At 45.8% G+C, this 24,362-nt stretch carries 19 protein-coding genes; 14 read left to right on the forward strand and 5 right to left on the reverse strand.

Annotated features, from left to right (window positions below):
• The first annotated feature begins 8 nt into the window (after positions 1-8).
• Positions 9-1,241, forward strand: coding sequence for a sensor histidine kinase (locus A6049_RS16890; RefSeq protein WP_063565788.1), 1,233 nt, complete (start codon positions 9-11; stop codon positions 1,239-1,241).
• Between the two features lie 17 nt (positions 1,242-1,258).
• Positions 1,259-2,068 (forward strand): GNAT family N-acetyltransferase, encoded by an 810-nt coding sequence (locus A6049_RS16895; RefSeq protein ID WP_063565789.1) that lies wholly within the window; start codon positions 1,259-1,261, stop codon positions 2,066-2,068.
• Positions 2,069-2,179: 111 nt separating this feature from the next.
• Here the strand turns inward: A6049_RS16895 and A6049_RS16900 are convergent, their stop codons facing one another.
• Positions 2,180-2,458: a hypothetical protein gene (locus A6049_RS16900; RefSeq protein ID WP_205412025.1), complete on the reverse strand. Its 279-nt coding sequence runs from the start codon at positions 2,456-2,458 to the stop codon at positions 2,180-2,182.
• A gap of 155 nt (positions 2,459-2,613) precedes the next feature.
• Between A6049_RS16900 and A6049_RS16905 the strand changes: the two genes are divergently transcribed.
• Positions 2,614-3,375 (forward strand): leucine-rich repeat domain-containing protein, encoded by a 762-nt coding sequence (locus A6049_RS16905; RefSeq protein WP_063565790.1) that lies wholly within the window; start codon positions 2,614-2,616, stop codon positions 3,373-3,375.
• A 97-nt stretch (positions 3,376-3,472) separates the two neighbouring features.
• Here A6049_RS16905 and A6049_RS16910 read toward each other — a convergent pair whose 3' ends face one another.
• The gene (locus tag A6049_RS16910; RefSeq protein WP_063565791.1) at positions 3,473-4,564 is read right to left on the reverse strand and encodes a GntR family transcriptional regulator; all 1,092 of its coding nucleotides are present in this window, start codon (positions 4,562-4,564) and stop codon (positions 3,473-3,475) included.
• Positions 4,565-4,958: 394 nt separating this feature from the next.
• Between A6049_RS16910 and A6049_RS16915 the strand changes: the two genes are divergently transcribed.
• The 5 genes from A6049_RS16915 (at position 4,959) to A6049_RS16935 (ending at position 11,960) form a co-directional block, all read left to right on the forward strand.
• Positions 4,959-6,575 carry a xylulokinase gene (locus tag A6049_RS16915; RefSeq protein WP_063565792.1) on the forward strand — a complete coding sequence of 539 codons (1,617 nt, stop codon included), beginning with the start codon at positions 4,959-4,961 and terminating at the stop codon, positions 6,573-6,575.
• 3 nt (positions 6,576-6,578) lie between these two features.
• Positions 6,579-7,274 carry an L-ribulose-5-phosphate 4-epimerase gene (locus A6049_RS16920; protein WP_063565793.1) on the forward strand — a complete coding sequence of 232 codons (696 nt, stop codon included), beginning with the start codon at positions 6,579-6,581 and terminating at the stop codon, positions 7,272-7,274.
• Between the two features lie 271 nt (positions 7,275-7,545).
• Complete coding sequence (gene araA / locus A6049_RS16925) at positions 7,546-8,970, forward strand: L-arabinose isomerase (RefSeq protein ID WP_063565794.1); 1,425 nt, start codon at positions 7,546-7,548, stop codon at positions 8,968-8,970.
• Between the two features lie 190 nt (positions 8,971-9,160).
• Positions 9,161-9,934, forward strand: a complete 774-nt coding sequence (locus tag A6049_RS16930; protein WP_063565795.1) for an AAC(3) family N-acetyltransferase — start codon at positions 9,161-9,163, stop codon at positions 9,932-9,934.
• 331 nt (positions 9,935-10,265) lie between these two features.
• On the forward strand, positions 10,266-11,960 hold the full coding sequence (locus tag A6049_RS16935) for a histidine kinase N-terminal 7TM domain-containing diguanylate cyclase (RefSeq protein WP_063565796.1): 1,695 nt from the start codon (positions 10,266-10,268) through the stop codon (positions 11,958-11,960).
• A 64-nt stretch (positions 11,961-12,024) separates the two neighbouring features.
• On the opposite strand, the gene A6049_RS16940 is transcribed toward A6049_RS16935, so the two are convergent.
• Positions 12,025-12,372 (reverse strand): helix-turn-helix domain-containing protein, encoded by a 348-nt coding sequence (locus A6049_RS16940; RefSeq protein WP_063565797.1) that lies wholly within the window; start codon positions 12,370-12,372, stop codon positions 12,025-12,027.
• 165 nt (positions 12,373-12,537) lie between these two features.
• On the opposite strand from A6049_RS16940, the gene A6049_RS16945 reads away from it, so the two are divergent.
• The 6 genes from A6049_RS16945 to A6049_RS16970 all read left to right on the forward strand — a co-directional run bounded on the left by A6049_RS16945 (position 12,538) and on the right by A6049_RS16970 (position 20,167).
• Positions 12,538-13,341 (forward strand): hypothetical protein, encoded by an 804-nt coding sequence (locus A6049_RS16945; RefSeq protein WP_063565798.1) that lies wholly within the window; start codon positions 12,538-12,540, stop codon positions 13,339-13,341.
• Positions 13,342-13,522: 181 nt separating this feature from the next.
• The gene (locus tag A6049_RS16950) at positions 13,523-14,809 is read left to right on the forward strand and encodes a WXG100 family type VII secretion target (protein WP_063565799.1); all 1,287 of its coding nucleotides are present in this window, start codon (positions 13,523-13,525) and stop codon (positions 14,807-14,809) included.
• Positions 14,810-14,821: 12 nt separating this feature from the next.
• Positions 14,822-15,331 carry a hypothetical protein gene (locus A6049_RS16955; RefSeq protein WP_063565800.1) on the forward strand — a complete coding sequence of 170 codons (510 nt, stop codon included), beginning with the start codon at positions 14,822-14,824 and terminating at the stop codon, positions 15,329-15,331.
• A gap of 337 nt (positions 15,332-15,668) precedes the next feature.
• The gene (locus A6049_RS16960; protein WP_063565801.1) at positions 15,669-17,174 is read left to right on the forward strand and encodes a malate:quinone oxidoreductase; all 1,506 of its coding nucleotides are present in this window, start codon (positions 15,669-15,671) and stop codon (positions 17,172-17,174) included.
• A 402-nt stretch (positions 17,175-17,576) separates the two neighbouring features.
• Positions 17,577-19,676, forward strand: a complete 2,100-nt coding sequence (locus tag A6049_RS16965; RefSeq protein ID WP_063565915.1) for a TerD family protein — start codon at positions 17,577-17,579, stop codon at positions 19,674-19,676.
• A 290-nt stretch (positions 19,677-19,966) separates the two neighbouring features.
• Positions 19,967-20,167 carry a hypothetical protein gene (locus A6049_RS16970; RefSeq protein ID WP_063565802.1) on the forward strand — a complete coding sequence of 67 codons (201 nt, stop codon included), beginning with the start codon at positions 19,967-19,969 and terminating at the stop codon, positions 20,165-20,167.
• A 130-nt stretch (positions 20,168-20,297) separates the two neighbouring features.
• Here the strand turns inward: A6049_RS16970 and A6049_RS16975 are convergent, their stop codons facing one another.
• Both A6049_RS16975 and A6049_RS16980 read right to left on the reverse strand, forming a co-directional pair.
• Positions 20,298-21,914, reverse strand: a complete 1,617-nt coding sequence (locus A6049_RS16975) for an extracellular solute-binding protein (protein ID WP_063565803.1) — start codon at positions 21,912-21,914, stop codon at positions 20,298-20,300.
• A gap of 18 nt (positions 21,915-21,932) precedes the next feature.
• Positions 21,933-24,278, reverse strand: a complete 2,346-nt coding sequence (locus A6049_RS16980; protein ID WP_063565804.1) for an AraC family transcriptional regulator — start codon at positions 24,276-24,278, stop codon at positions 21,933-21,935.
• Positions 24,279-24,362 lie beyond the last annotated feature (84 nt).

Genomic DNA, 24,362 nt, shown 5'->3' on the forward strand with positions numbered 1-24,362 from the left:
GTGAGTGGATGAAAGAATTGTACAGTCAGGTGAACCGAAAAACATATTATATTTCCATGTTAACTCTCATTGCTCTTATGTTATCTGGATTAATCCTATCGACGACAGAATTAAGCGGAATTACAGTGGGGTATGTCATCCATTTTTTTTGTGTGGCCATTCTAGCGGTTTGTTTGTTGATCTACCCGAAGCATGAAACCTATGTTTTCAGAAAGATCATCATCCTGTTTGGCTTTGCTTATTTCTATACCCTGTTCTTCTTATATCCAGAGACCTGGACTACGTACATTCTCATTTGTCTGATTCCCTCACTTGCCATTCTGTTTTTTGATTTAAAACTGTTTTATTTCTCCATCATTCTGAATGGATTTTTAATTTTGATCACATTTGGCTATATCATCCTGATTGATCAAGGTAATATATATTCGTATTTACATCATGACATCCTAGGGAACCTCATTAATATTATAGCGAGTCAGATTTTATTATTTCTCATTTTCCATTTGTCCTTTAGTCGTATGAAAAAGCAACAGCTCTATCATGAACAATTACAACAATCGGAGCGTTTAAAGATGATAGCCCATTTGACGGCTGCTGTGGCGCATGAGATTAGAAATCCAGTCACCGTTGTTCGAGGTTTTTTGCAGTTATACAGAGAAGATCCTGCATTTGATGATCCAGTCAAAAACAAGTTCAAATTGATGATTGATGAGTTGAATACCGTTGAACAGATTACCTCTCAGTTTTTAACCCTTTCCAAGCCGAATAAAGATCAGAAGCCAGAAAAAGTGAATGTGAACGATGCTCTTCAGAGTGTAACAGGTCTGGTTCGTTCCTATGCGATGTTATCTGATAATCAGATGCATATCGAGGCAGAAGAGGATTGCTTCATTTTTATTAATCCCATTGAGTTTAAGCAGTTGATGATGAATTTAATTAAAAACGCATTGGAAGCATCGAATATGGGGAAACCCGTCACTGTGATTGCCAAGAGGAATCAACATTATATTGAGATCAAAATTATGGATGAAGGGAGCGGAATGTCAGAGGATGAGGTGAAGTCGCTCGGGACGCCGTTTTATTCATTAAAAAGTAATGGCACCGGACTAGGATTAATGATCTGTTTTAATATTGTAGAAAAATATGACGGGGAAATTAATTATGAAAGTATAAAAGGTGTTGGAACGACCGTTACGGTACGCTTCTTGGCTACGGATGGGGCTTTTGTGTCTTCTACATGAATAGAGGAGGAATGGGTATGTTGCAGAAGTTTGGTGTAAACGATCAAGTGCTGCATCAGAATATGTTTATGGCCGATGAAGTCCAGTACAATCTTATTCATCGTATATGCGAGTCAGAGCGTTCAACCTGTCTAAAAGCATCTAATGAAACAATGATCTTTGCCCAGACCGAAGGGCACAACGCTTGGTTGTGGATTTCCAAAGAACTTGCAGCTGAACCAAAGAACAAGCTCTTGCAAGAACTTTTAGAATTTCTCAAGGGAAATGAGCTTCCGGGGATATCAGGAGATCAGGCGACTGTTGGACACTTTTCTGAGGTATTCTCAGAGGCTAACGAGGTTCAATCTGTTCCTTATATGATGATGGAATCCTACGTTTGTTCAGAGGTAAGGAAACCAGTTCATGTAGAAGGGACACTGCACCTAGCTACAAGACAGCATTTGGAGACCGTGGCGGAATTTTTAGCTGGTTTCTCAGAAGGGGCTTATGGAGTTAAAGTTGAACCATCTAGTCAACTCTCAGCAGCAGAGTCGGCTATAGAAACAGGTAATCTGTATCTATGGCTGGTAGATGGTTACCCTGTGTCCATGGCTAATATTGCACATCGCTCTCCAAGACATGCGAGAATTAATGCAGTATATACACCATCTGCCTTTCGTAAGAAAGGATATGCAAGTGCAGTTGTAGCAGAATTATGTTCTATCCTCATATCAGAGGGTTTAGATCCGATGCTATATGCTGATTTGAAGAACCCTGATGCGAATAAGGTTTATCAAAATATAGGTTTTGTTGAAAGTGGCCAAGTGGCTGACATTAAATTCAAATAAAGAAAAGTGGTGTAGGGCATGACATCACTGAGAATCAATTTAGGTATGTATAACATTCTTATCTTGATTCTCAGTGGCATGCTTGTCACTCATGTTGGTGAATCTTCTCCATTATCCATTGGATTTCGGGATTGCCAAGGTTCGTATAAATGCTTCTATATTGTCTGTCAGAAAATCGCTATTTACTAATCCAGCATGAGCGATCATGTTCTTGATATCTTGGGCAAACTCAGACAAGCTGGAAGTAGAGGCTTTTTCGAATCTGTTCTCCCCAGCGATATTCCCCGTAGATTTGGCTACGTCCTCTTTGTATTCCTTCAACCAGTCCTGATTAGTCGATACATTTTTGGCGAAGCTTTGAAGAATGCTGTTCCAGTCTTTTCCGTTCACAATTGCATCCTGGAGCTTATCCAGCGTTTTGGGTTCAAATTTCTTCATCATGGACAAAGTTGTAGAAAGGAAGTACCATCGTAAAAGATGTACTTTTCTGGAAATTTCATATATACATATGACACATAATTTAAGATGCTTAAAGGAGACTCGAAATGCCCATTCAATTCGTAAAAAATATGATTGTATTTTGTTTGGTTCTCATATTATTACCGGCAACAACCATGTCGGCTGCACCTGTTATTAAAGATGTGGCCCTGGCAAAAGTTATTCGGGAAACATTGAAGATATCATCTAAAAAAGAAGTGAAGACGAGCGATCTGAAGAAATTAAAATCGTTATATGCCGAGGATACCAAAAATAAGATTTCCAATTTGCAAGGACTTGAACAAGCCGTAAACCTGGTCGATCTGATTATGCCCGGTCATAAAATAAGAAATATTACATCGCTCAGCAAGTTGAAAAAACTAGAGTTCTTAGTTCTTGAAGGGAATCAGATCTCAGATTTATCCCCACTCTCCGGGTTAAGTAATCTAGAAAGTCTACTGGTTAGTGGTAATCAAATTAAAAATCTAACGCCATTGAAAAATTTACATAAGTTGACCAGTTTGCTTGCCAGCGGCAATCAGGTAGCAGACCTAAGTCCTCTTCAGAAAATAAATCTAGAGTGGATTATTATGGGTGGAAATAAAATTCAAGATTTAAGTCCGTTAAAGAACCATCCGACGTTGGAGTATCTTTATGTGGAGGATAACCTCATTCAAGATATTGCAGTGCTCGACACCATACCCCATTTAATAGAGGTATCGTTGGCCGGCAATCCGTTGAATGAACAGGCGGAGCAGGTTATAAAAAAACTGGAGAAGAAAGGTGTCATTGTAAGTTTGGAATATGACGATGAAGCTGAAACGAAGTAGATTCGGTTTCTACTCGGTGGGAGTAAGTTAATTACTTATATATAAAAAAGGGCCGTTGAATAATTCAACGGCCCTTTTTTCATGCTTAGTCCCAATACTATTCCAACTCAATCTCTTTTACTGTCTCGCCCTCAACCAGCACTGGCTGGTAATAGGTGTTGGTGGGCAGATCCTTTTTGCCTTGCAGTTTCTTGATGACCCAATCCGCAGCGTCACGGCCCATTTGTTCTTGGGGATGAGTTAACGTCGTGAGTTTGATGTTCGCGTTCTTGGCGATGTAAGAATTGTCCTGACCGATAATGGATAACTCGTCAGGAATGGAAATCCCCAGCTTTCTACATGCATGTACGACTTCTAGCCCCACCTCATCGTTGTAACAGACAAGGGATGTTAGCGCATCTCTGTTTTCCTCCAGAAACACCTCCAGATTGGTGGAGAGGTCCGGCTTCGATGCCGTATCGAACGAAAGCACTTGCTCGGGATGAAACCGTAACTTGGCTTCGCCCAGCGCTTTGATATATCCCTTCATCCGATACTTCCCTTGTAAATCATCCATTTTTGCGATAATGCCGATCTGGCTATGTCCCTTGGCGATCAGTTCCCGAGTAGCTAGGTAGCTGGACTGCACGTCATCCAGACAGAAGAAAGGCACCTCCAGCTCTTCATAAAAGGCATTGATCATTGTAAACGGTACATCCTGTTCCTTAAAGGAAAGATAGTACGCTATGTTGGGGTTGTACAAGTTGCTCTTGGTCGGTTCGACGATCAGGCCATCCACACCGTAGGACAGCATCATCTCAAGCGCCTTTTTCTCTTGTTCAACATCGTTATTGGTGCTGGCTAACAGCAACGAATAATTGTCCTCATTCAATCGGCCTTCAATACCGCGGATAATGGAGGGGAAGATGTAATCGGAGATATACGTCGTGATGACGCCGATTGTTTTTTTCATCGTTTTCCCGCCGGTTCTGGATCGATACAGATTGCTTACATAGGTGCCGGAACCTTTCTCGCTTCTCAAAAAGCCCTCGTTCGATAGCTCCAAAATGGCCTTTCGTACCGTCTGGCGGCTCACGTTGTAGTTGTCCTGCAGTGCGGATTCGGTAGGGATTTGTTCGCCTACGCTATAGGTTCCCGATAGGATATTGCTTTTGATATCGTCAATGATGACCTGATACTTTGGCTTCACGCAGTCCACTTCTTTCATCGTTACTTATCTATAAAAAAACATCGTCATATCCATAGTTGTACGTACATATTTTATCATGAATCGATCTGAATGGAAATAAAGCAGCCAGTTTTACAAAATAAACCGTACATTTCCCGTTATAAGATAGAGATATGTACCCTACAACATAACCTTTTGAGCACAGAAATGAGATCGTTTAGACGTTATATCATAACTAATGTAAGTATAAATATTATATATTATTGACAAATGTACGTACAAAAAATATACTAAGGCTGTCAGAAAAGGAAAGCGCATTCTTTTCAATGAACCGAAATATGAATCTATTTCAATCATCTTTAAGCCAATTATTTTTTACTTTTACCTACTGTGTCAGAGAGGGGACTACGTGATCATGAGTCATGTGGATATGAAAGAAGCGATTACCAAGGGAGCCACTTCACTAGGCATCGAATTTGGATCGACGCGAATCAAGGCGGTGCTGATTGACGAACGTTTTGAGACCATCGCGTCAGGCAGTTATGAATGGGAGAACCTCCTGAAAGACGGATATTGGACATACAACCAGGAGGATATCATCACAGGTCTTCAGACCGCGTATGGTGAGATGAAGCAAGACGTAGAGCGGAAATACGGAATCAAGCTGCAAACGGTAGGTTCCATCGGATTCTCGGCTATGATGCATGGATATATCGCATTGGATAGCACGGGAGAGCTGCTGGTACCGTTTCGGACGTGGCGTAATGCGACCACAGGGAAGGCTGCAAGGGAGCTGACGGATCTTCTACAGTTCAATATCCCGGAACGCTGGAGCATCGCTCATTTGTATCAAGCGATCTTGAACGAAGAGACCCATGTGCCTCGCATTGATCACCTGACAACCTTGGCTGGTTACATACACTTGCTGCTGACAGGTAATAAAGCCATCGGTATCGGCGATGCTTCGGGCATTTTCCCAATCGACGAGTCTACGCATAACTATCACCCATCCATGATCAAGCAGTTTGATGAACTGATCGCAAGTAAAGGTTATCCATGGAAGGTCGAAGACCTTCTTCCCAAAGTGTATCTCGCTGGTGAGAATGCTGGTGAGTTAACCGAAGCGGGAGCCAAGCTACTCGATCCTTCAAATGATTTGCAGTCAGGCATTCCACTCTGTCCGCCAGAAGGCGATGCCGGAACGGGCATGGTAGCAACGAATAGCGTGAGGAAGCGTACGGGCAACATCTCCGTCGGCACATCCGTGTTCGCGATGATCGTCTTGGAGAAGGAATTGTCCAAAGTGTATCCCGAGATCGATATGGTTACGACCCCGGACGGCAGTCCGGTAGGCATGGTGCATGCCAACAACTGCTCCAGTGACATCAACGCCTGGCTTGGATTGTTCCGTGAATTCTCCGAGGCGATGGGATACGAAGTCAACACCGGCAAATTGTTCAGCGTGATGTTCAATAAAGCGTTGGAAGCCGACCCGGATGGTGGTGGTTTGCTGAGCTATGGTTATTACTCGGGTGAAAACATTACGGGCATCGACAAAGGCCGTCCATTGTTCGTCCGCTCACCGGAAAGCAACTTCAATCTGGCGAACTTCATGCGTACACATCTGTTCACCGCGTTTGGTGCCCTCAAGCTCGGCATGGACATTTTGACGAAGAACGAGCATGTGGCGATTGACAGCATTTTGGCTCATGGTGGTCTGTTCAAGACTCCTGTCGTCGGACAGCGGATTGTAGCCGCAGCGATGAACGTGCCGGTGTCAGTCATGTCTACAGCGGGTGAAGGCGGCGCATGGGGTATGGCGCTTCTGGCCTCGTACATGATCAACAAGGATCAGCAGGAGAGTCTGGATGTGTTCCTAGAGCAGAAGGTTTTTATCGATGTCCAGGGCGAGGAAGTTGCGCCGGATGCATCGGATGTCAAAGGGTTTGAAGCATTTATCGAACGTTATCTGAAGGGCCTCGCAATTGAGCAGGCGGCGGTAGATCATCTGGTAGAGAACGGGAGGGACTAACACATGTTAGAACAACTGAAAGAAGAGGTCTATGAGGCGAATCTCGAGCTGCCGAAGCACGGACTTGTGAAGTTCACATGGGGTAATGTCAGCGCGATGGATCGGGAAAGTGGTCTGTTTGTCATCAAACCGAGCGGTGTCAGCTACGACAAGATGAAAGCGAGCGACATGGTAGTGGTGGATTTGGACGGCAATGTAGTAGAGGGGGACATGAGGCCTTCTTCGGATACTGCGACACATGCTGTGCTATACAAACATTACCCGGAAATCGGCGGCATTGTGCATACTCATTCCACTTGGGCGACCATCTGGGCACAAGCCGGATTGGACGTACCTGTGATGGGAACGACGCATGCTGACACCTTCTATGGTGCCGTACCTTGTGCGCGTTTCTTGAACCAGGATGAAGTTGATCGCGGCTACGAAGCGGAGACGGGCCGTCTCATTATTGAAACATTTGAACAGCGCGGGCTGGATGTGATGGCGATCCCGGCAGTTCTGCTTCATGGTCATGCACCGTTCACATGGGGCAAAGATGCCAAGTCGGCGGTAGTGAACAGCGTCGTGCTGGAGGAAGTGTGCAAAATGAACCTGTATGCGCGGCAATTGAATAACTTTGCAAAAGAACTGCCGCAAGGCATTTTGGATAAACACTATCTGCGGAAACACGGAAAAGACGCGTACTACGGACAAAAGTAATTTGGTTATGTAGCGATCGGTTGATAATAATTCAAGCGAATAAGTTGTTTGTTACTACTACCAATGAAGTTGTATCAAACTTTTACACGATAACGGAGAGTGCAGTACCAATCTGTAGAAGCGAAGCGCTCGCCTTTATAACCGGATATCATCCTTATTAAAATTGATCAAAGAAATCCGGGGATAACCAGCGATCGGAAGATGGTACTGCAATCGGAGTGGCAAGTGTAACCCATTTGTTCAACTATAAAAATGAAAAGAGGATGATTACATGTCAGCAACAGCAGCTAAACAGTTTTGGTTTGTCGTAGGATCACAGCATCTGTACGGGGAAGAAGCACTGGGTGAGGTTAAAGCCAACGCACAGAAAATTACGGATGCCCTTAATGCAAGCGGTGTTCTTCCATACCCGCTCGTATTGCAGGATTTGGCGGTAAGCGCAGATAAAATCACGAGCATCATGAAAGAAGTGAACTATCGCGACGAGGTAGCGGGTGTAATCACTTGGATGCATACGTTCTCGCCTGCAAAAATGTGGATTCGGGGTACGAAATTGCTGCAAAAACCGTTACTTCATCTCGCGACACAATTCAATGAAAGCATTCCATGGGCGACCATCGACATGGACTTCATGAACCTGAACCAAGCGGCTCACGGTGACCGCGAATATGGCTTCATCAATGCACGCCTGAGAAAACAAAACAAAATCGTCGTTGGTTACTGGGAGCGTCCCGAAGTGCAGCAGCAGGTTGCGGATTGGATGGACGTAGCGGTAGCTTATAATGAAAGCTTTAACATCAAAGTTGCTCGCTTCGGTGATAACATGCGCAATGTGGGCGTAACCGAAGGCGATAAAGTAGAAGCACAGATCCAATTCGGATGGACTGTCGATTATTTCGGTATCGGCGACCTCGTGCAATACGTGAATGCCGTAACGGAGCAAGAAATCGATGATTTGATCGCTCAGTATGCAGAGCTGTATGAATTCGATTATGGCACGAACAGCAAAGAAGCTTGGGAAGCTAGCGTACGTGTACAAGCAAGTTATGAAATTGCGATCAAACGTTTCCTGGACGAGGGTGGATACAGTGCCTTCACCACGAACTTCGAAGATCTGCATGGCATGAAGCAGCTTCCGGGTCTGGCTGTTCAACGTCTGATGGCCCAAGGATACGGCTTTGCTGGAGAGGGTGACTGGAAAACGGCTGCACTTGACCGCTTGCTCAAAATTATGGCCCATAACGAAAACACGGGCTTCATGGAGGATTACACGTACGAGATGGCAGCTGGTCAAGAGGCTATCCTTCAATCCCACATGCTTGAAGTTGACCCGACACTCGCCAGCAACAAACCTAAAATTATCGTGTCCCCACTGGGTATTGGCGATCGTGAAGATCCTGCACGTCTTGTATTCGATGGCAAAGCAGGAGAAGGCGTCGTGGTTTCCATGGCAGACTTCGGAACACATTACAAACTGTTGATTAACGAAGTATCCGCATTTGAACCGACGGTTCCAGCGCCTAATCTGCCGGTAGCCCGTGTACTTTGGAACGTGAAGCCTAACTTCCAGGATGGGGTGAGAGCCTGGATCGAGAATGGAGGCGGTCACCATACCGTAGTATCTTTGAACCTGACTACGGATCAAATCGTGACCTATGCGAAATTGGTGAACCTGGAATACGTTGTGATTAAATAGTTTTGTTATTCATGAACTTATACAAATTCTTTCCTTATGGCCGGGGGGTTCCCCGGCCCTTTGTCTTGCCGTGAGGCGCATGGTGTATGGCCTGAAACAGGTCTCGTGCTCTCTCCAATGCAAAGGATAACGTTAGTACCGTCGTCTACGCTCTATTTTGCTATAATAGCCCAAAGGAGGTTATCTATTAATGATACATACGCAAGAAAGTTTGCTCCACCAACTGCGTCAGCTCGGCATTGACGACCAAGGGACGCTGCTCGTTCACTCTTCCATGAAAAGCATGGGCGAAGTCGAAGGTGGTGCGGATACGGTACTGGATGCATTGACCGAGTATATGAAGGACGGACTGCTGGTATTGCCAACGCATACATGGTCTACGATCAATGCGGACAATCCGATGTTCCACGTGGAATCTTCGCCATGCTGCGTCGGTATTCTGCCTGAGCTATTTCGCAAACGACCTGAAGTAGTACGTTCTTGGCACCCTACACATTCGGTAGCTGCTCTGGGGCGGGATGCCGAAGCATTTACGAAGGACGATCATCTTTTTGATACACCATGCGCACGAGGCTCAGCCTGGGGAAAACTGCTTGATCGGAAGGCAACCATTCTTTTGGTCGGCGTTGATCTGAAACGGAATACGTTTATCCATGGTATCGAAGAATGGGTCGACATCCCGGGCAGATTAACGGATGAGCCTGAGATGTTACGCACGGTTTTACCCGATGGAACCGAAATTTCGGTGCCTTCTCGGAGACATTGCGGATTGTCATGGTCGGAGCATTTTTGGAAAGTGGATGACGTTCTTGAACGTAAAGGTGCGATGCGTAAGGGACAGCTTGGCGATGCGGTTGTCAGAGTGTGTGATGCGGCCTTGTTGACGGAAGTAATCACGAGCATGCTCCAAGATAATCCGGATTTGTTCTCGGACAATTTGCCTTTGACTACTGTACACGAATGAGGAGAGGGCCGTCCGGTGACGGAGGGCTCTACATACGTACCTGCTTGCTTCTTACGACAGCTAACAAGGTCTTCTTTCCTCCCGGTTTACATCTAAACGTTCAATTTCATTCACAAAAACGCAAAAATTGCGCAAAATTCAAACAGAGGTTGGTTGGTTTGCCATTGTATGGGCTACTCACCCCATTAGCGGTGTGATAAGATGTGGTTAAATTAACCAATAGCAATAATATAGGAATATCTTTTATAGGTTTATCGAAGATTCACATAGCGTTAAGGAATAACCCAGTTCAATACTATCCTCGTTGTCGCATGCAAAAAGGAGAAGATTCGTGAGCCCATTAGTATGGTATGATCTCTTTCTATTCGTCCTATTGTTTGGTGTATACGTATATGTTTTTGCAACGGTTAGAATTACGAACTTACATAAGGTTTACTTTTTGTTTCATGGGTTGATGATGCTCTGGCCATTCTGTCAATTTGCGAGTACGTTGACGAAGGACCCCGGCTTGCAGTTGTTCTATGTTACGTTATCTTTTGTCGCCGTTTCCTTACTAGGGAGTGGTTGGCTGCTGCTTACGATCTTCATTACGGGTGAAGCGGAGCGATTAGGCCAAAAAAAATCCTTCCTATTGTTCATCCCTGCGGTTATTGGAGCGGTTGGCGTGATCCTGAACCCGTGGGGCTGGTTTGTAACTCCGCTGGAAGGCGGTTATATCGAGCGGGAATATGGACACTGGTTCTGGGTTGTCATGGCTATACTCGTGAGTTACTTTGTAACGTCCCTCTTTATTTTGTTCCGGGCACTTTATTCTTCTCGAACGTCCTCCATGATTAAAAATCAGGTGAAAGTTACGCTCTGGGGCATATTCGTGCTGGCTGCTTTTGCAACAATCGACGCTCTGCTTAATGTGGTTCTAAGAGCGTATTTACCGTTCATCATTCCCGGACTGACTTCGCTGGGGATTTTCGTGTCCGACCTTTTCTTCGTCTATGTTATTAAAAGGTACAATGTGTTCGATCTGGTTTCCATCGCCCATGAGGATGTGATCAATACCATTCCTTACGGCATCCTTGTACTGGATGAGAATGAGATGATTATTGAATTGAACAAAGCCTCCCGATCCTTCATGGATCTGCATGTGGGGGATTCTTTTGATATGGAGGCATTTCTGGGTTCTGTTCGTGTAGAGGGCAGCCGCCAGAAGTTTCTGGACGAGTATAAGCAAAAGGACAATACCTTGTCTCAAATTGAAGTACTCGTGGGGCGGGATGACATCCGTCATTATATCCTCCAAGCGTCTCCCATTGTGGATGCTGCGCGCGCACCCAGGGGTCATATCCTTACGTTCCAGGATGTCTCTCAAGAGCGCTTCTATGTCAAAGAAATGAATAGGCAGAATGAGACGCTTCAGGAGCGTAATCATGCCCTGGATCGCATTCGTCTGGAGTTGTCCGATGCCAATCGCAAGCTGGAAGAACTCGCCCTGACGGACAGTCTGACGAACTGCTACAACCGTCGTTATCTGACCCAACATCTGAATCACGAGGTTATCACCAACATTCAATATAAAACGCCGTTTTCACTCATACTACTGGATATTGATTACTTCAAAGCGATCAATGATCGCTACGGACATGTCATCGGGGATGAAGTGCTGCATCGCACGGCTCAGGCTGTCAAAGAATCCATTCGGAGTACCGATATTTTAACGCGATATGGCGGGGAGGAATTTATGATCTACCTTCCGCACACGGAGCATGACGTGGCTAATCAAATTGCAGAACGCGTGAGATTGTCGGTAGAGTCCAACCGCATTGTAGTGGATCACGAGATTGAACAGGTGTCCATTACGATCAGTATAGGAATTTTGTCCATTGAGGATTTTGAATTGGAGCATGTACCGGATAACCCGGAGGGGTATCTGATTCAACTGTTCGCTGCGGTGGATAAGGCGTTATATCAGGCGAAGCAGAATGGGCGGAATCGGATAGAGTTTGCGGCGTTTGAGGGAGTTGTTTTGTAGATTCATGAAATTAAAAAAGAGTGTGAGGGTTACTCCACTCTTTTTGATTTCGATGCTGATGTGTTTAATCAGAGCTTTTTTGTAGCTTTTCTATAGTATTCAGAATCTCTTTATTGATTTTCGTTAATGATGCAATTTCATCTGCGCTTTTACCACTTATTAATGTTATATGTTCATCCAAAGCTCTTTTGTACTCGGATTCTTCGTTGAATTTGAAGATTTCTTCAGCCGGAACCTGAAATCCATTTATTATTTTTTCTAGAGTCTCCAGAGAAATATTTCGATCTCCCCGTTCAACCCCACCAATATAGCTGTAATGAAGACCTGCTGCTTCTGCTAGTTGTTCTTGAGTCCAACCCTTGGCCTTTCTTAACTCGCGCATTCGATTCCCTACACTTTCTGGTAAATTCATATGATCACCTCCACTTAAGGTTAGAAGAGGTTATAGAATCGTTACAGACTAACAGATACAAATTGATTGTGAATATAATAGTACTTATAAGTACAATTTAAATTGATCTTCTTTTGATTTAACTATACAATGATTTGATAATGGATAAATAAGGAGGAATCCCTTTTGCGCACTTCCATCCTAAAATCACTCAAACCGGACATCATTGTTGAAATGTTGGACATGGCTGTTGCTTTTGAAAACTGGAACAAGGTGATGGAGAGGGCGGACATGTTGTATCAATGTGTGCAGTGCATTCATGAAGAGCGACAGCAGCACCGTACCAAGGGATTACCTTTACCCTATATTCATACCGAGCGTCCGTTGATCTATTATCACGGGTTCAGCCTCCAGATGCGGGGCGTGGCTCACCAGAAGAGGGGACAGGTGGATCAGGCGCGGGCGTGTATCGAACAGTATGCAGAGATGGGGTGGATGGAGGAGCTGGATGAGGCAGATATGCAGGTAGTGCAGGAGTTTAGGCATCGTGCACTGGTGAATCGGTATGCGCTGGAGATTGAAGCGGGGCATGCAGAGCTGTTGGAGGAGTATGTGAATTTTCTGCTAGAGCATCCAGTGGAATGTATAGCAGGTCTAAGAACGATTGTGGAGGCTGCGGTCCAGTATCGTTGGCAGATTGATCAAGTTTTACATATGTTTGCGAGTCAGGTTCAGGATGTCGGCAGAGGAATAGATTCTTCAAACAACGGTGATATGTACCATTACTGTTATCACCGGGCTTTATACGAACAATGGATGGGAAGGCAAAAGAAAGCGGTGGAGTTCATTTTGCAGGCACTCAGGTTAGCGGATGAGCTTGAGATGAATCGGTATTTCAAAAAATGCGCGGCACTATTGGAATCGTTGCGGGAATGTGCGACGGAGGAGCAGGTTGGGCGGTATCGGGCGTTTTTGGAGGAGATAGGGTAAGGGGATTATTTGCTGGTGATAAGTACTCTGAAATGGGTAAATGCATATAGGACTATAGCACCGATGATGGGTACAGCTTATGTTTTAAAAAAATGGTCAAATCAGGATGTTAGCCGGATGGTCTATGTTACAAACTTCTGCTAACATTGGTTAATCCTATTTTAAATGAGCGGAGAAACGTATGAGTACAATTAAAGTTACCCCTGAACAACTACATCACGTATCGAATCAGATGGATCAGGCCAGACAACAGTTGGAGCATATACGGGGTGATCTGATGAGACAGATCATGTTCATTCAGACGATGTGGATGGGGGCTACGCAGGAGCGGTTTTACTATGAGTTTGAGCAATCACGCCCTATACTGGATAAAGCGTTGGAGAGTATGGTGAGTACATCCAAGGAATTGAAGGACATCGCTACGCGCTTCCAGGATGCAGATGCTCAGTTGGTAAGTCTGGGTGGTGCAACTGGAGCAGTCGGTGCCGCAGCAATCATGACCAATTCAGCAGGTGATTCAAGCTCGGGTGATAAGGGATATCGGATGGCACGAATCAATATGTTTGGAAAGTGGGTGTGGATGCCTGTCAACGAGGATGGTGATGCGGATCAGGCTGCCCTTCAGGCGTATGAGAAGGATCATGGACATCTGGATGTTAATCGCATGGAAGGTGTGAAGGTTGAACCACCTGGGGATGATATATTCACACTACAGATCAAGGCATTCCAGAACGGAATACATCCCTATACAGGAGAAACTGTCTCTGATTCTTATGCTCGAACCATGGTTACCTCTCTAAAGTTTGCCCAAGTGTTTATGGCGATTCAGATGGTTCGTGGGAGCTTTCCGGGTGGCAAGGGGGCATTTCGCTTACCATCATCTAGTTTAGCCGTGGCGAAAATTAAGAAGAATCTTGAGAAGACCGAAGTAATGGCAGTGAAGACCCAGGGAGAAGGCAACGAGGGAATAAGAACTGGCCAGAGATTTACTGGATCTGGAATGAGGGAATATGACAAAGCAGCAGAGGTAGAGTATGAGTCGATAAGACAAGCGAAAATGAAAGATATCGAAGAAGTTGCTTCCAATACTGGATTGAGAATTGATGAAATAAAAACGATGAAAAAACATCTGTTTTTTGGTAAACATCAAGTTCCTCAACCCGGGGGTAAGGAGTTTAGAATGGAACGATTCATTGCTGATGATGAAATAGCATATGCATGGAAAACTGCCCAAAAGGGAGAGTTATCTGTAGAGCAAAGGGCATGGTTCAAGCAATTGGCAGAACATGAACTTGCTGAGCGTAAACTTATGGCGACAGGACAAAAATATCGGACACTGGAATCCTGGAATCAGGAAAAGGGTACATACGATGGATTTCCACCTGGTGCCCATGAGAACGCACCGAAACAACCTAGTAATGCCTTTCCGGGATATGAAGAATATTTCTTCAATAAAATGTTTAAGTAAGTGGAGGGTTAAATGAAGAATAATTTCTTGAATAAAGCTATTGAACGCTTATCATCCATTTCATTTGAAGATATAGAAACTAAATCAAAAGAGTCGTATCATGTTCTAATCAAAGAGTACTTTAGGCGGGCCAATTTATTTTTGGATGCTATGGATACTTCTATAGATCGCTATCCTATAATTAGTTTTGCTAAGATTCTTGGAAAATCTGTAGATGAAAAAGTATATCAAGCCTGTCCTAATCTTGGTACTCTTAAAAATCCGTATATAAAAGCAATCTGTTATTGTTACTTAGAAATTTCTGATTTGGCAGATCAGGCAGTAAATGAAGCAATGGAATACATTGATTTGTATGAACCCATTATAAAATTCTTTGAAAGAGGTGGGAGCTTTACGATAAGGCAAGGGGAAATGCTTGTAGGCAGTTCAGCATATCCACTACTGTATTGGAGAGATTTGAATATTCCTATTCAAGATATCAGCGATGAAGCTCTTAATAATATGGATATTGTCAGAGAGTAGCATCTTTTAGGACGAATTATTAAAGGCAAAGGTACCAACACGCCCAACTTTCAGAGACAATTCAGGCTACGCAACCAGAATTGTCTCTTTTTATTGAACAAATTAATCTTTCAGCCCTATAACCGGGTTATCTATCTGACATAAACTAGCGTATACTGATGGAATAGCAAATATCTTCAAATTGCATATTTAAATTGATCCATATTATTGATACACTAGATCAAGGTTATATTCATTCAGAGAAGGGGCGGGCCTGTTCAAGAATGGGGCTTGCTGCAATGCCAAATCGATAACGCTTACATCCTTTTGGCAAATATAGGATATAAGGACGGTAGACATGAGCCAGGGACAAACGAGTACAGATGTTATCTTGATTGGTGCCGGAATTATGAGTGCAACTTTGGGAACTTTGCTTAAACAATTGGCACCAGACTGGAATATTAAGGTTTTTGAGAAGCTCGCCAGTGCGGGGGAGGAAAGCTCCAACGAATGGAATAATGCCGGAACCGGGCATTCAGCATTGTGCGAACTTAACTATACCGTTGAACGACCAGACGGATCCGTAGATATTAGCAAAGCGATTAAGGTGAATGAGCATTTTCAAATCTCAAGGCAATTTTGGTCCTATCTCGTCAAAAGCAATCTGATTCGTAATCCGCGGGACTTCATTATGCCGCTTCCTCATTTGAGTTATGTACATGGAGAGCAGAATGTCTTGTTTCTAAAAAGACGCTTTGAAGCGTTAGCGAAACATCCGTTATTCGTTGGCATGGAATTCTCGGATAATAAGAAAAAACTGGCGGAATGGATTCCGCTGATGATGAAAAACCGCACGGGCAATGAACCGATTGCAGCCACCAAAATTGACTCCGGTACGGACGTTAACTTTGGTGCTTTAACGCGTATGCTAATGGAACACTTAAAGAGCCAAAACGTGGATATCCACTACCAACATAGCGTGAAGAATATGAAACGCACAAGCAATGGATCTTGGGAATTAACAGTGAAAGATCTGGGCAGTGGTGCTGTTAAGCGCCATACGGCGAAATTTGTGTTTATCGGGGCAGGGGGCGGCAGCTTGCATTTGCTGCAAAAATCCGGCATTCCTGAAGGTAAACATATCGGCGGTTTCCCGGTTAGCGGCATCTTTATGGTGTGCAAAAATCCGAAAGTCGTGGAACAGCATCATGCCAAAGTATATGGAAAAGCTTCGGTGGGTGCTCCACCAATGTCTGTTCCGCATTTGGATACCCGATTTATTGACAATCAGAAGTCGTTGCTATTCGGACCATTTGCCGGGTTCTCGCCAAAATTCTTAAAAACAGGCTCCAATGCCGATCTAATTACGTCCGTGAAGCTGCACAATTTGCTCACGATGCTTGCGGCAGGCGTCAAAGAAATTTCACTAACCAAATACCTGATCCAACAACTCATGTTATCCAAGGAACAACGCATGGCCGAATTGCGTGACTTTGTTCCAGATGCCAAGAGCGAGGATTGGGATATGGTACTGGCGGGCCAGCGTGTACAGGTGATTAAGGACACGGCTCAAGGCGGCAAAGGAACCCTTCAATTCGGCACGGAGGTAGTCACTGCGGCGGATGGCTCGATTGCAGCATTGCTCGGAGCTTCACCGGGTGCTTCAACTGCTGTTCACGTGATGCTGGAGATTCTCCAGAAGTGCTTCCCGCAGCATATGGATGCCTGGGAACCAAAGATCAAGGAAATGGTTCCTTCCTATGGCGAATCCCTGGTTGACAATCTTACTCTTCTAAACCAGGTACATGCTTCAACCGCTCGGGTGCTTGGACTGACGGCTGAGAAATCAGTCGTTCGGATGTAACGAGCTGTATGTAACCTGTTTACCATGCGTGTGATAAAGAGCTAAGCCGGCTAAAAACCGTGCTTAGCTCTTTTTTTATGTACCATCAGCTGTATGCCACTCTCCAGAACTGCTCGACGCAAGTCAGAGGATTCCGCCTTAATTTAACCAGTCGTAATACTTTCGCCCTGTTGGGAGATCGTGGAATCTGAGATGATGGGTTCATCAAAGGTTCGGGTCACAAGCTTCGGACCTTTGGCCTTCAGGCTATGGCGATCCTTCCTTCTAACTTCATTGGCGAACTTAGGGTCGCCGCTTCCCTGAAGATCTCAATTCAGAGAGGAGGCGTCCAGGCTATCATATTCCTTCCTTCTACAGCAGACCACTAATTGTAGGGATATGGCTTTCCTGGACTCTTTTATCATGAACAATACCATCTATTTGCGCAGAGCGAAGAAACTCATGATCGAGCAAGAACAAGGGGAGAAACAGCTGCCGAAGGTTTATTTGGCGACTGCCCTTAAAAATATAGAAACGCTTGGATACACATTCTCGGATGAGTTGATGCAGGCCGTGCGAACATTATCCAAGGAACAATTTGAAGCATTGATGGCCCAGGTTGTGGCTGATCTGAGAATCATGGTCGGTGCACATGTGGACTACAAACCGATGTACCCTGGATTCCCGGCGCAGGTGATGGAGGAAGATGAGGTGGAACTCTACCTGAATGCCATCCTTCATTATCTGACCTGGGTATATCCGAATCATGAACCCGTGGAAAGAGTACCTTTCCTGGATAAAATAAATCTAAAAGTCATTGACCTTGGAAACAAGGCAGACTTTCAGACGCTCATGTGCCAACTGATCGAAGCGAAGGGCTCCATCTCGGAGACAGACAAAGCAGATATCGATACGGTGCTGGAGCATGCGGAACCGGATGAAGTAGATGCGCTGTTGCCAGCCGAGATTCCTTTCAAGGAAAATGTGGGGTTCGTAGTAGCTTCCTTATTAACGTATGAAAAGGCCAATATCGACCGTATCGGTCCGTATTTCAGAACGGCAACGGATGTCCTTCGTCTCGCTGTGGCTTGGTCGGATGGGGATGTCAGTCTGGCTCTAGCTTCGCCTTTCCGTAAATTCAAGCGGCGTGAGAGACGCCTGTTGCTTGGTCTTCTGGAGCAATGCGGTTCAATTACGGAAGACATGCTTCGTTACAAGGATCGCTGGATTCGACTGGGCGAAATTCTGCATCCATCTGAATATAAGCTGCGGTACCCCCGATGCGAGGAAGCTTTTGATATCTTGCGTAATAACAAATCGTTTACGACCTTTAACGGAAGTGTGGAGCTTGCCTTCCAATACCAGAATGTGTGGAGTTTGATTGAGCTGTTGAAGCAGCGCCCTGGTGAATTTGCGAGAAGATTGGATCACATGTTGCGCTCTACAACGGATAAGGAATATGTATTGCTGGCGTTCGGAGAAATTCTGGAGCACGTATCGACCCCGGTTTTGTTGCAGGTAAAGCAGCATTTTGCCCGGCGTAATGAACCGCAGGATCTGCGTGTATTTTTCCCGAAAGGCAATGTAGCGAAGGCTTTCGCCATTCCGAATCAGCTTCCCGAGATGGACGATGACACTTGTCGTGCCGTCGTGCAGATGTGTGAGCAGGCGCTGGTGCAGCGTTTCGCCGCCCTTCCTTCGCTTGGAAAGACGTATGTTGATCCACAGCTCCATGATTATCTGGTTCCCTTTTCCCAAAGATCGTCGAGCAAGGCCCTTCATACGATTGTTCGGGGAAGCCGGGTGCCGATGGCCGAGGGAGATACGATTCGTTTCTTCAACTGGTGGAAGGAAGGGACGGTGAGCGGTCAAGCAACGGGGCGTGTAGATATCGATCTGTCTGCGGTGATGTACGATGAGAACTGGAACTATGTGGAGCATATTTCCTATACGAATCTGCGTTCATCCAACTACAAGGCCGTTCACAGCGGGGATATCGTGACAGCGCCTCATGGTGCGAGTGAGTTCATTGACCTGCATATTCCGTCGATTGTTGCTTATGGTGGGCGTTATGTGGTGGCGAGTCTGCTTTCCTTTACGAGTCATCCATATTGCGATTTGCCGGAATGCTTTGTGGGCTGGATGATGCGTAAGAAGCCGGGTTCTGGCGAGATCTTCGAGCCGTCCACGGTGGCAAACAAGATTGATATCACGGCAGATACACAGATTGCCATTCCCGTCATTATGGATCTAGTGGAGCGTACGGTCATTTGGACGGATCTGGCACTGACTAGGCACCCGGAATATTACAATAATGTCGAGGGTAATCAAAAAGGGATGGTCCTGATGGGCAAAGCCCTGACCACACTACGCAAGCCGGATCTATACGACTTGTTCACGCTTCATGCCAAGGCCAGAGGTGAACTGGTGGATACGTTGGATCAGGCCGATACGATCTATTCGGTGGAACAAGGAATTACCCCGTTTGATATCGAGCAGATTATGGCCGAGTATTTGGCTTGAGTCCATCACATATGAATATGGGCGGAAACAGGAAAGAGCAGCGGTGAGCTGCTCTTTTTTGGTTCATGAATGGCGGGATGACCTTGCGATTATGAAATCAAATGATTAAAACGTAGACATGGTTGTAGGATAATAGACCGATTATGAGTGCTGATAGATGTAATTAACAGTAAAGTTAGGATGTCAGAAGGATATGTTGAGAACTGAATTTTTGATAACATGGGTGTTTCCAACTTCACAGGACATCTGAATTCGAAGGCAAAATAACTTATTATAATGAGAGGTTTTGAATGATGACTATTACACCTTTAATTCTTGTAGTTGTTTCTATATTTAGTTATGTATTTGTATATTTTTTTTCAAAAGTTATCAACCCGCAAGCTTCAAAAAAATATGTAACGTTAGCCAGTATTAGTTTTACAATTCTTGTGGTTATTTTGTTTAGTATGTTCTTGGTGTTTTTTAGTGAACTTGCTCAAATAAATAAATAAACAACATGATTATAAAACTGTATATTATTCGGCGCGAAAAGGCTTCGGTTTATATGAAGCCTTTTTCGCGTTTTGTTTACTGCATGTAACTCAAAATCCTTATATCTTGTTTCGTTTCATAATCACTCACTCACTCATTCGCTTCGCTTAGTACTTCCGCGCCGCCTGCGGCCATGAACTCCTCTACGAAATCATCAAATTCGCTCAGCGGTCTCTCGCCAGTAATGAAGGAGATGTAGGCCTTGTTCTTCAGCTTGATCAGCTCTGCTCCGTTTTTGGCAAGGGAGGGGGTTGCTACCTCAAGTGAGTTGTAGATACCACCCTGATCTAGGCCGAGGGTCGAAGCCCATTGCTCTCGCCGTCCGGTCTGCTTCAGGGGCACGGTCATGCCCAAATTGGCGCCAATTCCGTTCTGATAACTGAACATCTTATCGTACGGAGGCAGAATGACTGTGTTCTGCGGAAACGTATCAGTCCAAGTCCAGTGCTTGCCCTTCACGCCGAAGGCCAGGGTAGCTGCCTCGTTCGGATCAGGGTTTGCGCTGACATCATCCAGAATTCGAAGGATTGTCGCAAGCTTGCCCGGTTCCTTGACGGCATCGGCGCCGATGGCCGTGAAGCTCATTAACATATCGTATCCCTTGGAGCCGCGTTGCCCGTATGGTCCGGTAAAAGGTCTGCCAAACACCACTCGGGCTTTCGGGTTCTTGGCGGTCAGCTCCTTCACGTTAAAGGTCGATTGCACTGGAGTCTCTACGGCATGACCATTCGAACCATAACTCCAGTCCAGGTAATCACCATCCTGAATCCAGTGATAATAATTGCCCATCGATGTCATTCCAATTCTGCCGTTAATAAAGGCGTGGGACAGGTGTTTATAGCTACCCTTATTCTCCCCGGTAATAAACTCGGGATCGATCACGCCGTCCTCGTACCATTTGCGCAAATATTGCAAAGCTTCTTTCATTTCGGGCTGAAGGGCACCGATGACCTGCTCTCCATCCTTCATGCTGAAGTAGAGCTGATCCGCGAAAACGATTTGCCCAAAGGCGCCAAATACAACATTCATGCCTTCGCTGGACAGGCCATAGGTATCCTTGATCCCATTGCCGTCAGGATCATCGTTGGTGAAGGCATAGATTACCTTCTCAAAATCAGCCAGCGTTTGCGGCATCGAAAGGCCGAGCTTGTCCAGCCAGTCCTGCCGAAAAACGACCGGGGTACGATAGATGTTGGTCGGATTAATGACGGGAATACCATAATAGGTTCCGTCAATCATTCCGGCATTTTCGTAAGCAGGTGCATTATCCCGGATGATCCGCATCAGGTTCGGGGCGTATGTGTTGAGCATATCCACGGGAATCCCGGCCAGTACACCTTGCTGCTGGTACTTTAGCAGATCCTGCGGCTGGCGGATACGGAACAGATCGGGAATGGCACCCTGGGCCAGCTTCATGTCGAGAAGGGATTCATATTTGTTATTTTCAAGATTCCACACATCAAGATCGACGTCGAATTTGTCCTCCACGTACTTGAGCATCTCCGCATCCTCCGGCACCGGATAATTCTGATGCATCGTCCATGAAATGTGGTAGCGCGGATTGGGGGAAGCCGAATTGGCTTCTTGCTTATCCGTTGTGGTCTTCTGCCCGAGTGGCAGATCGCAGCCGCTGAGGATACTGATCATGCCTGCTGGAATCAGCATTGCGAGAAGCGCTGTAGCGCGTAGCCATCCCTTTTTTTTCATCCGCAACCCTTCCTCACCTTAAGATCCCGCTTCCGCGATTCCTGCCGAAGCAATCTTGCGTAAATAATGGCCCGGCGTACAGCCGTACATTTCCTTGAACCGTTTAATGAAATAGGCAGTGGTTCCATAGCCGACCGAGCTTGCGATCCGTTCAATAGTCATGTTGTTGTTCTCAATCAATTCTTTGGCTCGTTCCATCCGCCGGGAGGTGACATAGTCGGTATAGGTGACGCCAAGTTCCTCTTTAAAAAGCTTGCTCAAATATTTGGAACTGATGAACACCTGCGCTCCTACGGCCTCCAGTGACAGATCTTCGGACAGATGCTCCTCAATATATTGTTTGGCGAGCCCGATGGTAGAAACGGCCCGGTCGCTGTTCCGTTTCTCCGTTTCGGAGATAAATACCGTGATCGACTCCACCAGCCAGTCGCGATATGCCACGATATTGGCGATACTGATGTACTCATGGTACAGATCGGGATGACCGAGCTGAAGGGGATGCTTGTAACGAACGTTCTTCACAACATCCGAGTAGACGAATACCGCATTCGCCAGCATAAAATGGCAATAGTCTGCGGGATATAATCCTTCCCTCATCGTGGCAATGAACTGGTCAACGGCGGCAACGGCCTCATCCGGCTGCCTGGCATGAAGCTTGTCCCTGAACTTGGCAAGCATGGCCTGCGGAATTTCATCCATATTGTGCTCCCGCTGGAGAATACTGCGATCCTTCAGGATATAGAGCTCGGGCAGGAAATACGCGTATTTCATCAACGCCTGGGCCTCGCTGAAGCTTCTATGCACATCGGCCAGCTCCTGCACCCAGGAGCCTAACGACAGCTGAATATCAAGCTGGAACTGCTGTTGTGCCTCTGACAATAGAAGCTGGGACAACTTGTCCAGCAGCGGTTCAGACGCTATATCCGTACACAGAATAACCGCCAGCTTCTTGTCCGGCAGCTCCTCGGCAATCAGGCGACTATCTGGCAAGGATAGCGACTCCAGCCCATGGATAAATCTCGATATGACGGATGGCAGATTCTCCGAGCTAAGTCCCATATGGGCTACCCCGGTATTCAGAAGCAAGCAGCTGTATGCGTGATATGGATATGAGATGCCTAGTGCTGTCCGTTCTTCTGCCCACTGTTCTCGGCTATAGCCGCCATGCAGCAGATTCAGTACAGCGTTATGCTTGATTGCCGGACTGTTCGCCAGCAGTGTTTCCTCAAGGCTGCTCACCTTATCGTTTAATTGCATGAAGGCACTGTCGATCAGCCGGTATTCATTCGTAATATGCGTTGTTGCCGGTCCGGATAGGTCCTTAATCCGGCTGACGAGGCGTTTGATCGGGCTGTAATTCGCTCTGAGCAAAACTGCTGACAGCGCCAGACCGATCACGATGGCGATCATGCAGATGCCGAGGATGAGCTTCTGTACCATGATCGACTGCTCATAATAGAAGCTGGCCGGCATTGCGCTATAGATAGTCCATCCTGTCGAAGGCAGGGTCTGGTAGGACACAACAACCGATGTATTGTCGATCTTGTCGTCAAAGCTGCCCTTCGCGTTTCCAGATTGTAGTGCTTTCTTGATGCTCGCACCGTATTCGCCTGGCTGCCTCAGAGTGTCGGTATTGGCATTACTAATGGTGTTACCCATATGGTTAACGATAAATGTGCTTTTGTATTGTGAGGGCATCATATTCTCGATGATGCTGCTAACCGCGCTTTCTTTTACATCTATTGCAATATAGACATCTCCAGTTTCGCCTGTGGACTGAAAAGGATAGCTGTGCGTGTACGTAAACAGGGCGTTGCTACTGTCAGCTGTACCTGGCACCCTGGAGAAAATGTCCTGCGGCACCTGGCGTGAAGCCGTCCACAAACTATTTTGCTTGCTGGTCCGCATGTCCTGAAGCCAATCTGAATAATAAGCCGAACCTTCCCCTTGATCGGCGTTATAGTGCAGGCCGTATAGCGACGATAGCATGATGTTTTGTCCGGGATAATAGAGATGTATGGCCTGAATCATGTCCGTGTTGCCGGCAACCTTGGACTTAAGTAACTCCTGAAGGTCAATGACGCTGTCTAGCCCGCTCCGGGTAAATGGTTCCGCGAAAAGTCGAATATCCGCAGACTTGTCGAGTGACAAGTCCAGGTAGATCTGCTGCACCCTTTGCAGGATCGTTCCTTCAATGGTTCGCGTTGTATTTTCCAGAATCAGCTGATTCTTGTTCTGTAATTCCTCATTGTAACTGCGCGAGAAATAGATATAGAAGAAAGAGCATATAAGCAGCACAATGACGACCACGATGGAACCGTACGAAATCGCCAAACCTGCCCATGCGGAGCTCCATTTTTTCATGAGGCATTCCTCCCGGCGACGATTATACACTACCTGATTCCACCAAAGTTCACGATTTATATGAAGGGAATGTTAAATGTCGAA

The organism is Paenibacillus sp. O199, from assembly GCF_001636635.1.
Classification (GTDB): Bacteria; Bacillota; Bacilli; order Paenibacillales; family Paenibacillaceae; genus Paenibacillus; species Paenibacillus marchantiae.

What these genes read in the sequence shown, in the direction of transcription:
- A6049_RS16980 (WP_063565804.1), bottom strand. Translation starts at nt 24,278, where the DNA reads ATGAAAAAATGGAGCTCCGCATGGGCAGGTTTGGCGATTTCGTACGGT.
- A6049_RS16915 (WP_063565792.1), top strand. Translation starts at nt 4,959, where the DNA reads ATGAGTCATGTGGATATGAAAGAAGCGATTACCAAGGGAGCCACTTCA.
- A6049_RS16960 (WP_063565801.1), top strand. Translation starts at nt 15,669, where the DNA reads ATGAGCCAGGGACAAACGAGTACAGATGTTATCTTGATTGGTGCCGGA.
- A6049_RS16970 (WP_063565802.1), top strand. Translation starts at nt 19,967, where the DNA reads ATGATGACTATTACACCTTTAATTCTTGTAGTTGTTTCTATATTTAGT.
- A6049_RS16975 (WP_063565803.1), bottom strand. Translation starts at nt 21,914, where the DNA reads ATGAAAAAAAAGGGATGGCTACGCGCTACAGCGCTTCTCGCAATGCTG.
- A6049_RS16890 (WP_063565788.1), top strand. Translation starts at nt 9, where the DNA reads ATGAAAGAATTGTACAGTCAGGTGAACCGAAAAACATATTATATTTCC.
- A6049_RS16895 (WP_063565789.1), top strand. Translation starts at nt 1,259, where the DNA reads ATGTTGCAGAAGTTTGGTGTAAACGATCAAGTGCTGCATCAGAATATG.
- A6049_RS16955 (WP_063565800.1), top strand. Translation starts at nt 14,822, where the DNA reads ATGAAGAATAATTTCTTGAATAAAGCTATTGAACGCTTATCATCCATT.
- A6049_RS16930 (WP_063565795.1), top strand. Translation starts at nt 9,161, where the DNA reads ATGATACATACGCAAGAAAGTTTGCTCCACCAACTGCGTCAGCTCGGC.
- A6049_RS16965 (WP_063565915.1), top strand. Translation starts at nt 17,577, where the DNA reads ATGAACAATACCATCTATTTGCGCAGAGCGAAGAAACTCATGATCGAG.
- A6049_RS16920 (WP_063565793.1), top strand. Translation starts at nt 6,579, where the DNA reads ATGTTAGAACAACTGAAAGAAGAGGTCTATGAGGCGAATCTCGAGCTG.
- araA (WP_063565794.1), top strand. Translation starts at nt 7,546, where the DNA reads ATGTCAGCAACAGCAGCTAAACAGTTTTGGTTTGTCGTAGGATCACAG.
- A6049_RS16940 (WP_063565797.1), bottom strand. Translation starts at nt 12,372, where the DNA reads ATGAATTTACCAGAAAGTGTAGGGAATCGAATGCGCGAGTTAAGAAAG.
- A6049_RS16950 (WP_063565799.1), top strand. Translation starts at nt 13,523, where the DNA reads ATGAGTACAATTAAAGTTACCCCTGAACAACTACATCACGTATCGAAT.
- A6049_RS16905 (WP_063565790.1), top strand. Translation starts at nt 2,614, where the DNA reads ATGCCCATTCAATTCGTAAAAAATATGATTGTATTTTGTTTGGTTCTC.